The 8,624-nt window shown below is 37.6% G+C and carries 11 protein-coding genes; 2 read left to right on the top strand and 9 right to left on the bottom strand.

Going from position 1 to position 8,624, the window contains the following annotated elements; genetic code table 11:
- The 4 genes from HC229_RS16335 to HC229_RS16320 all read right to left on the bottom strand — a co-directional run.
- A partial coding sequence (locus HC229_RS16335) for a helix-turn-helix domain-containing protein (RefSeq protein WP_191021547.1) occupies positions 1 to 559 on the bottom strand: 559 nt, incomplete at its 3' end.
- 211 nt (positions 560 to 770) lie between these two features.
- Entirely contained in the window at positions 771 to 980 is a 210-nt protein-coding gene (locus HC229_RS16330) for a hypothetical protein (RefSeq protein WP_191019053.1), read from the bottom strand.
- A 409-nt stretch (positions 981 to 1,389) separates the two neighbouring features.
- A complete protein-coding gene (locus HC229_RS16325; RefSeq protein WP_191021578.1) occupies positions 1,390 to 1,923 on the bottom strand; it encodes a TlpA family protein disulfide reductase in 534 nt (177 codons plus the stop codon).
- Between the two features lie 169 nt (positions 1,924 to 2,092).
- Entirely contained in the window at positions 2,093 to 2,554 is a 462-nt protein-coding gene (locus tag HC229_RS16320; RefSeq protein ID WP_191021577.1) for a hypothetical protein, read from the bottom strand.
- A gap of 35 nt (positions 2,555 to 2,589) precedes the next feature.
- Here HC229_RS16320 and HC229_RS16315 point away from each other — a divergent pair, with 35 nt between their 5' ends.
- Positions 2,590 to 3,018, top strand: a complete 429-nt coding sequence (locus HC229_RS16315; protein WP_191021576.1) for a hypothetical protein — start codon at positions 2,590 to 2,592, stop codon at positions 3,016 to 3,018.
- Between the two features lie 106 nt (positions 3,019 to 3,124).
- Here the strand turns inward: HC229_RS16315 and HC229_RS16310 are convergent, their stop codons facing one another.
- The 3 genes from HC229_RS16310 to HC229_RS16300 form a co-directional block, all read right to left on the bottom strand.
- Positions 3,125 to 3,526 carry a hypothetical protein gene (locus tag HC229_RS16310; protein WP_191021575.1) on the bottom strand — a complete coding sequence of 134 codons (402 nt, stop codon included), beginning with the start codon at positions 3,524 to 3,526 and terminating at the stop codon, positions 3,125 to 3,127.
- 393 nt (positions 3,527 to 3,919) lie between these two features.
- The gene (locus HC229_RS16305; RefSeq protein ID WP_191021574.1) at positions 3,920 to 4,354 is read right to left on the bottom strand and encodes a class I SAM-dependent methyltransferase; all 435 of its coding nucleotides are present in this window, start codon (positions 4,352 to 4,354) and stop codon (positions 3,920 to 3,922) included.
- Positions 4,355 to 4,540: 186 nt separating this feature from the next.
- Positions 4,541 to 5,056: a hypothetical protein gene (locus HC229_RS16300; protein ID WP_191021573.1), complete on the bottom strand. Its 516-nt coding sequence runs from the start codon at positions 5,054 to 5,056 to the stop codon at positions 4,541 to 4,543.
- A 217-nt stretch (positions 5,057 to 5,273) separates the two neighbouring features.
- Here HC229_RS16300 and HC229_RS16295 point away from each other — a divergent pair, with 217 nt between their 5' ends.
- A complete protein-coding gene (locus tag HC229_RS16295; protein WP_191021572.1) occupies positions 5,274 to 5,990 on the top strand; it encodes a hypothetical protein in 717 nt (238 codons plus the stop codon).
- A 227-nt stretch (positions 5,991 to 6,217) separates the two neighbouring features.
- Here the strand turns inward: HC229_RS16295 and HC229_RS16290 are convergent, their stop codons facing one another.
- The gene (locus HC229_RS16290) at positions 6,218 to 6,895 is read right to left on the bottom strand and encodes a hypothetical protein (RefSeq protein ID WP_191021571.1); all 678 of its coding nucleotides are present in this window, start codon (positions 6,893 to 6,895) and stop codon (positions 6,218 to 6,220) included.
- Positions 6,896 to 7,694: 799 nt separating this feature from the next.
- On the bottom strand, positions 7,695 to 8,510 hold the full coding sequence (locus HC229_RS16285) for a hypothetical protein (protein ID WP_191021570.1): 816 nt from the start codon (positions 8,508 to 8,510) through the stop codon (positions 7,695 to 7,697).
- Between the last annotated feature and the right edge of the window lie 114 nt (positions 8,511 to 8,624).

Genomic DNA, 8,624 nt, shown 5'->3' with positions numbered 1-8,624 from the left:
CTCCTTCGGTATGCCCGATTTCTTGTCTTAAGAGGACTTCAGCCGGTCTTTCATCGATGCTTACCGCCTCGGGTATGCGACTGTGTTTGGTAAAGCCCTTTCTGGTTCGGTTCCTTCTGCGGCTGTGCTTATAGGGCAGTAGCGCAATGAGTTTTTTGCCAAGCCTTGATTGCCTGTGCCTGTAAATGTGTTGGTAAATCGCCTCGTAGGAGATGGACATGACCGGATCAGCCGGATACCGATCCCGGAGTTCGCCCGAAATCTGCTCCGGTGACAGATCCCTGAGCAGTCCACGATAGACGGCGGCCTTGAGCCTTGAATGGGAATTTATCTTGTCCTTTCCCCGTTTGGTTATATGGACCTGTTCGGCGCAGAAATGGGCCAGGTCGGCCTTATAGACATCTTTGGGGTTTACGACCCATTGTTTGACCTCCCGACCTATCGTGGACCGGTTCCTGCCCAGTTGTCTTGCGATATATGAAACGGATTTTTTTTCGGCGAGCAACGTCTCGATTACGATCCTTTCCTTATGACTTAAATGGTTGAATGTTCTCTTCATTTACAACAAATCTATTGATAAGATTTTGTTGCGTTAAGTTCTTGAATTTACCCGATTTCAACCGAAATGTCGCCTAACGTGAGGCCGCTAAACGCCGTCGCGGCCTTCCGGAGAGAAATTTCTCTGCCGAACGCAAGCGAAGTTATGGAAAAATTTGGTTCTATTTACCGCGAACCAGCAATGGCGATTAGCGGCGGTTGGCAAAAGTGCGCTAACTTCCTAAACCATTTCTTGTGGCAATTGCAACACTTATAAAAAGGCAAATTGCCGAAAAGATCAGTCCTGTAAAAAAGCCAAATAATATTTTATATATTTTTTTTCCACTTATTAAATTCCAGAAAATAGTAACAGCTAAAAATGGAGCGAGAAAGGCTAAATACCAAAAGAACTCACCAACTAAATCTATTATTTCAGCGTTCATTATTTCTGACCGAATTTTTTGCTAAGCTAAATATTTAATTGTTCATCTTTTGATTTCTTTTCGGATAAAACTCGATGAAATGAGAAGTACCTGAATTAATTTTTTTGTTTGTTGGGTTTCATTTCCATTAGGAAATAAATCCGTCTCTCAATTTTAAATGAATACTTAAAAGTTGGCGGTTTTTATTATATGAGAACTCTAAGATTACAGCACCAAGTAAGTTAATAGTTTCATCTTAGGTAGTCTTTTGGCGGTCGTTCACGCATTTCTGCCAACGCTTCGCGCATCTTGGCTGTCGCGGCCAATCGTAGATTGTACTCTCTGCCGAACGCAAACGAAGTTATGAAAAAAGTTGGTTCAATTTACCTGGAACCAGCGATAGAGCAAGATGCGCTGTTATGCGAGGTTTTTATCTTTTTGAATTTTCATAAATACTAAATGGAGTAAGCTTTTTGGTAATAAATTCATTAATCAGTCTTTCATTTAAAATTGAAGGATCTCCAATCCACTTAATCAATCCATAGTCATCAATCAATATTGTAAATGGAATTACTAATTTGCTAAGTCCTCCGTTCCAGAAACTATTTATTGTTCTCTTATCAGAAACTACGATGGAATTAAAGTCAACTTTTTTCAAAGCGTTCTGGACAACGTTTTTTTCTTCATCTGTGATTGAGATAAAATATAAATTAGGATTGTTGAACTTCGATTGAAGTTTGTTTAAATGTTCAACATTTTTCAAACAAGGCTCGCACCAAGTTGCCCAAAATTCTAAGACAATAAATTTGCCTTCAAGATTTTTATCATTTGGAATATTTGCTATCCAATGGTCAAACTTCAAATTAGGTTTTGTGCCAAGTCTAATTTTTCGGTTCTGATAATCCGGTTGAGCAAAAGAGACTAGATGCAAATTGAGTAGGAGAAATATGATTATAATTTTCATTGTTTTGTCGATTTGTGATTCGAAAATCTCGCATAACGTGAGGCCGCTAAACGCCGTCGCGGCCTTCCGGAGAGGGATTTCTCTGCCGAACGCAAGCGAAGTTATGGAAAAAGTTGGTTCAATTTACCGTGAACCAGCGATGGCGGTTAGCGGCGGTTAACTGCTGGCTTTATTGTTTTCTATTCTTGAGTACGTCTGCTTTCACTAAAAGATTAACTTCATCATCGTCGTCGTCTGGAAAGACAAGAATTTCATTTTGATAGTATAGTTTTTTAGTTGACAAATTCTTTTTATTATAAGTTGTTAGTTCTGCATATATCAATTTTGAGTTTTCAAAGTACAAACTTAAATCTTCATCCGTTTTCGGTTTTCTTTCTCTGTAACAAACACGCTGTAATTTGCCGTCTTTTTCTAAAAGCCTAATTTGAGTATGTAGTTCACGCTTCATATTTCCATGCGACCAAACAATAACGCCATTTTCAACTTCTTCCACTGAAACATTCGCTAAACTATCAATTTTGATTACTTTACTGTGAATAGAAGCCAAAACTGTTTCTTCATCACTATTCTGAGATAAAATTACTGATGGAAGTAAGATTAATAAAAATAAGAAGTCATTTTTTCGGTTCATCTTCTGGGTAATGATTTTTAAAGCTTGCAGTTAACGTGAGGCCGCTAAACGCCGTCGCGGCCTTCCGGAGAGAATATTCTCTGATTTGGAATAAAGGTAGCGAAATCAACGATTTTTTCAAGCTTGCCAAAGCAGAAAAAATCTTGTTTTCGCGACTTCTGGAAATTTCAGGTTCTAACTACTCTAAACCAGCGATGGCGATTAGCGGCGGTTACTTGCAGGCCGAAAACACAAAGATTGGCGTGGCAATTTACCTGGTACTCTCTGTTACAAGGTTGGTTCTAAATTGCCACGGCGCCCGATTTGAAAAACGGTCGTTTTTTGAAAAAAATAGTGTCAAATCGGGCGCTCGCGCGCAGCGCCGGCTTGCAAGTAACGTGAGGCCGCTAAACGCCGTCGCGGCCTTTCGGAGAGAGTTTTCTCTGCTTTGGAATAAAGGTAGCGAAATCAACGATTTTTTCTAGCTTGTCAAAGCGGAAAAAATCTTGTTTTCGCGACTTTTGGAAATTTTAGGTTCTAGTCACTCTGAACCAGCGATGGCGGTTAGCGGCGGTTAGTGGCAGCCTGAATTCATAGACATTCCACTTCGCCACACTTACAATTAATAGTTTCTGAAACCTGAAATGGTATGTGCCTTTTTAAAATTTCACTGAGTTGTAAATGATCCTGTTCAGAATAAAGACAACCCGAATTCAGCCAAATAATCCTTTTTCCATCGCGAACTACATAATCATTCGAATAGGTAAGGCCTGGCACCTTATCTTTACTTGTTTGGACATTCCCTGACAGATTACGAAGATTCTGAAATGCTTTTTTGGAACTTTCTATGTTTTGATATTTAGCGATGACTAACCAAAATGACTCACTTTTATTTTTAGTTCCCGCATCAAAGAAATACTTTGTTATCTGAGTGTATTTTGATGGATTTAATGCATTCAAGTGATTCTCCGAGGCAGTTGTATTGGAATTCATTCTTGTTATTTGGCATTTTAATGAGGTTGACTTTCCAATTATTTTGGACACAATCATTTTAGTCGAACTTAGAAAGCCGTCAATGTCAAAATCCGGATCGGGACTCGACGCGACTCCAAATGACGTGGATAACAAGAATAAAAGCGTAATTTTTAAAACGGTTTTCATGATGCTTCAGATTTCGACAGGTTGCCACTAACGTGAGGCCGCTAAACGCCGTCGCGGCCTTCCGGAGAGAACTTTCTCTGCTTTGAAATAAAGGTAGCGAAATCAACGATTTTTTCTAGCTTTCCAAAGCAGAAAAAATCTTGTTTTCGCGACTTTTGGAAATTCATAGTTCTCATTACTCTAAACCAGCGATGGCGGTTAGCGGCGGTTGTACGCAGGCTAAACCTATTGAATTAGTTTGGTGAAAATTTCTTGTAATGGTTTTCCGCCATCAATGTAAAGTTTTCCACCTGGCTTAAGTAATCGTCTAATTTTATCCAAAGCAAGATTTTTTCGTTCAGGATGACGTCCATCTAGAACTCCAACCCTGATTGCAAAAATTATATCGAAATAGTCATTATGCGCAAATTCCAGTTCCTCAATACTTGAATTTATATACTCTAGATTTCCGTTTTTTAGTTGCGCTGACGACATTTTTATTGCTTGACTTATAGCTTTGGGAGAGCGGTCAATCGCCAAAACATACCCGTCGTCTAGTTTATTGGATAGTTCTCTCGCAACAACTCCGGAACCGCAACCTATTTCCATAACCTTCATACCTTTTCTTATAGGTAATGCGTGTACGATTTCTTGTAGTCTGGGAGATATATCTCTTTTCATGATGCGTAGCTTGCGTACAACGTAAGGCCGCTAACCGAGCGTCGCGGCCTTTCGGAGAGAATTCTCTCTGCCGAACGAAAGGTAGCAAAATCAACGATTTTTTCAAGCTTGTCAAAGCAGAAAAAATCTTGTTTTTGCGACTTTTGAAAACTGTAAGTTCAATTAACCGTAAACCCGCGATGGCGGTTAGCGGCGGTTACCAGCTGTTTTTTGTTCTAAACTTAAAACCAGCGGATCTAATATGCGTTGTTCAAACTGCCTTTTTATTTTTCGATTTTCAAAAAATCCGAAATCATCATTGACATCTTTCCAGTTACCCAAATTTAATCCATTATTTATGGCAATGAACCTCAATTTTGCTTTCCCTTCAAAATCTGAGTTTATCGTTGTACATACTATCTTATTTTCTTTTTTGTAATAAAAATAGACGTAGAAATATCTAAAACCTTCACTACTAATTTTGTCACATAACTTTCCCGCTGGTGTTCCGTTGATGAAAACAGGAGGAACAACGAATTCTGTATGTGTTTCTTTAAATTTCTCAATTGCTAAATGAAGTTCATCATAAGTTGAATTTATCTCATAGACTTCTGCGAATGGATTGGTACCTGGACTAAATGCTATTCCAAGTTGGTAAAAAGCAAAAACGGTTAGGATCCCAACTAGTATTCCGATAGGTATTTTTCTTTGATTCGAGATCATTTGCGTTGTTCTAATAAAATAGCTGGTAACGTGAGGCCGCTAACTTCTCGTTGCGGCAATCGGAGAGAATTTTCTCTGCCGAACGTAGACGAAGTTATGGAAAAAGTGGTTTTCGCTAACGAAAAACCGCAATGGAAGTTAGCGGCGGTTAGCCGTAGTGTTTCTAAAAGGTTTGGATATCAAATATATAGTATCTTTGGGTAAATGATTATTGAAAATGAGAAGAAGTTTAAGCGTTACTGAATTGTTGGACGGAAAAAATAATGCGCTTTGGGAAAGTCTGTCGAGCATATATTCTATTGAAATTGTTACAACTCTAGATCAATTTCACTCTGTTTATTCGATTTATAATTCTCATACAATAGGTGTTCCTTACAATCAGATTTCGGATACAGGTGGCTTTACTCATGAACTCTTACACATAGAAATGGATAGGATTGGTTTAGCTTTTCCCGCTGGTCTAAAACTTCTAGTATTGGCAAAACCGAATGTATCAAGCTTCTTCTCAAATGATTTATTGAATCATTTTATAAATAGTTTTGCTCATATAAAAATGTTGCCTCTTTTTTTACAAATGGGATATACCAGAAAGCAATTTATATCGGATTATGTGCAAGATAAATTGTCTTATTCTTTTTTGAACGAACTTAAAAATAGTTACTTTATTAAGCCAGGTGTAATAAGTGGTCGCTCGGTAGACGCATTTATAGGTCAATTTGCTTCCGCTGTTTCGTGTTCTAATGACACAATGAATTATCCCGTCAAATTGGAAATTTTAAAATCGATTGATCCAAGTCTTTATGATGTTTTGGATAAAACTTATAAAGATTGGCTTGAAGTAAAAGAAAACAGCATTTATCCGTCCCCACATACAGTATCCTATGAATTTGTAGAGAATTTAGATTCTTGGGCAAGTCAAAGAAATATCCTTTAAACGCTGTATTTGCACGGTTTTCATAACATTACGGCTAACGTGAGGCCGCTAACCGATCGTGGCAGCCTTCCGGAGACGGATCTCTCCGCCGAGACGAAAGGTAGCAAAACTTATGATTTTTCCTAGCTTAACAAAGCAGGAAAAATCTAATTTTTGCGGCTTTGGGACAAAACTCTTCCCCTTAGTCATCCCGCTGCCATGGCGGTTAGCGGCGGTTAGGGGCTGTTTCAATCTTGTTTTAAATCATCCCAAGTCTCGATGTCTTTTAATATTTCCTTTATTGTCTCGGCTTTATAAACGATTATAGAGCATATTAAACATAGTCCATTTAGCATCTCCCAATAAGGCAATTGTTCTTCAATTATTTGCTGGTTTTCAGGTTTGTTTAAATATTCCTCGGGATTTATATCATTGTCAATTTGCGGTAAAGTTTCTTTTAAAGCTTTTTCAATCGCTGCTATTTTGCTTTTCACAATTTGATTTCTCGACGTCTTCTGAATGAAATCATATATGTGAGGATTGAATTTATAAACCAATTTCATTTTTTCATTAAGCTCGTACAGATCAAATTTTGAAGAACTATGTGCAGCATCATTGCGAAGTCGTCTGAGAGTATTTAGACTGTCATATAATTCTTTTTCGATAAGACGAAAACAATAAGACAATTCTATTTTTGATGAAAACGAACTTATCGCTCCTGGATATTTGAATAATCGATCACGTTCTTTTTTAGAAATAGTATTGGGTAAATTTGCTTCAATAAGTTTTGTCAAATACTCGTCAATGTGTGCGGTGGCAATTAATATAGCACCACGCCCAGATTCGTCAAATATCGTTTCGCCTAAATCCTTGTATAGTTTCTTTAATTCACCGTCGTACGGTTGGAGTTTTTGGATTTTTATCATAGTGGTAGTTTTCGGAAATAGCCCCTAACGTGAGGCCGCTAAACGCCGTCGCGGCCTTCCGGAGAGAATTTTCTCTGCTTTGGAATAAAGGTAGCGAAATCAACGATTTTTTCTAGCTTGCCAAAGCTGAAAAAATTTTGTTTTCGCGACTTCTGGAAATTTTAGATTCTAGTCACTCTGAACCATCGATGGCGGTTAGCGGCGGTTACTGGAAGTGGCGGCACGTCCTATTGGCAAATTAAGTGACGATTTTGTTTTCTTTGTTAAATTTTTTTTTTTAGCAGGCCAGCCAGGTTGAGTCAACGAACGGTTCAATATCTATCGACGAAAATAGTTTGTTTTGGAACCTTGTACCAACCAAAACTTTTGAAGTTTGATTGATAATATCGAAAATGCCTAAAGCCGACCAATGACTGCTTGCTAAAAACGCCATGCTGATCAAAGACTAATCTTTGCTGCTCGCTTAGATCTAAATATAATAATATCCCTCGTTTTGATCGCGATCAGCCGACCAATATTTTTCCTTTCTTGAATGGTATAAAAGAATTGAGAGAACTTCGGATTTTTTTTGGAGTGACGTTTTTTCAGGTTTCGCGCTCGCCGCCATTTCCAGTAACGTGAGGCCTATTCGCGCCGTTGCGGCTGCCGGAGAAAGTACTCTCCGTTTAGACGAAAGGTAGCAAAACTTTTGGATTTTTCTAACTTGGAAAGTTTGAAAAATCCAATGTTTTGCGGCTTTGGAAACTACGCTTCCCGGTACCGGAAACCAGCAATGGCGTGAATAGGCGGTTAGGTGCAGTTACTTTGGCGAAACATTTAGGTCAAAATAATGTTCATACTTGGATTCAAAAATTTGTAATGTATACTTTGTTTGAACCAGTGGGACTGTTAAACTGTCGTAGTCTTTCAAGTCAAAATAATAAACATAATCAGAACCTCTTTTAATTGTGTCAAAGGTTAGTCCATAGTTAACATTTTCAATCCGTGGTCTGAAGATATATCCTTTTGGCTTAATTAATAAATTCACGACATCAGTTTGCTTATATATTTTCTTATCACTTTCGACTATAATTCCTGAAGAAGAGAGGACTTCAATCGGTATAAAAATTAAATAACCGAGAAAAAAAACAATTATACTTTTGAATGAAATAATACTCATCATTTTAGCTATGAGTTTTATGCCAATTCCAAGAAAAAATTTGATTATAAGGATCGATATGATAATGGATAATGTTATTGCTAATGTCTGCTTGGTTTCAAAATCAAAGCTTGAAAATACACTTATGCTTACTAGTGAGGCCAAACTGTAAACTAGTAGGAAAGGCCAGAAGAAAAGTAAATTCCGCTGAGCTGATTCTCGAGATTTTAAAACAGGAATAATTAGACGTTTATCTATATTAAGATAGTTTAATCCTTCATTAGTAAGTACAACGAATACCAGGATAGAGCAAATTGCCGAGAGATAATGGCAAACACTTAAAATCAACAGATAGTCATTTGCGGGTTCTAACGTTGTTATTTCAACAATCCTAAAATGCAGATAAATAAAAATCCCAATTGTACTTGTAAATACTGGAAGTAAAAAACGTAAATCTAGTTTTTCTTTTATGGACATATGGTGGATTCAAGACCTAATTGCAACAGGTCTTTTGATGTTTAATATTATTGCTAATTTAATCGATGTTTTGAGGCGGCAATCTCTCTTTCCAAAATATATTTCGGTGTTTTA

Origin of the sequence: Flavobacterium selenitireducens (genome assembly GCF_014748335.1) — a bacterium.
GTDB lineage: Bacteria > Bacteroidota > Bacteroidia > Flavobacteriales > Flavobacteriaceae > Flavobacterium > Flavobacterium selenitireducens.
The sequence above is the reverse complement of the archived record's forward strand: the minus strand, read 5'-3'. Positions and strand labels throughout refer to the sequence as shown.

Bases quoted from the DNA above. Each gene is read 5' to 3' on its own strand.
- HC229_RS16300 (WP_191021573.1), bottom strand. From the start codon at position 5,056: ATGATCTCGAATCAAAGAAAAATACCTATCGGAATACTAGTTGGGATC.
- HC229_RS16305 (WP_191021574.1), bottom strand. From the start codon at position 4,354: ATGAAAAGAGATATATCTCCCAGACTACAAGAAATCGTACACGCATTA.
- HC229_RS16320 (WP_191021577.1), bottom strand. From the start codon at position 2,554: ATGAACCGAAAAAATGACTTCTTATTTTTATTAATCTTACTTCCATCA.
- HC229_RS16330 (WP_191019053.1), bottom strand. From the start codon at position 980: ATGAACGCTGAAATAATAGATTTAGTTGGTGAGTTCTTTTGGTATTTA.
- HC229_RS16325 (WP_191021578.1), bottom strand. From the start codon at position 1,923: ATGAAAATTATAATCATATTTCTCCTACTCAATTTGCATCTAGTCTCT.
- HC229_RS16310 (WP_191021575.1), bottom strand. From the start codon at position 3,526: ATGAATTCCAATACAACTGCCTCGGAGAATCACTTGAATGCATTAAAT.
- HC229_RS16295 (WP_191021572.1), top strand. From the start codon at position 5,274: ATGAGAAGAAGTTTAAGCGTTACTGAATTGTTGGACGGAAAAAATAAT.
- HC229_RS16285 (WP_191021570.1), bottom strand. From the start codon at position 8,510: ATGTCCATAAAAGAAAAACTAGATTTACGTTTTTTACTTCCAGTATTT.
- HC229_RS16290 (WP_191021571.1), bottom strand. From the start codon at position 6,895: ATGATAAAAATCCAAAAACTCCAACCGTACGACGGTGAATTAAAGAAA.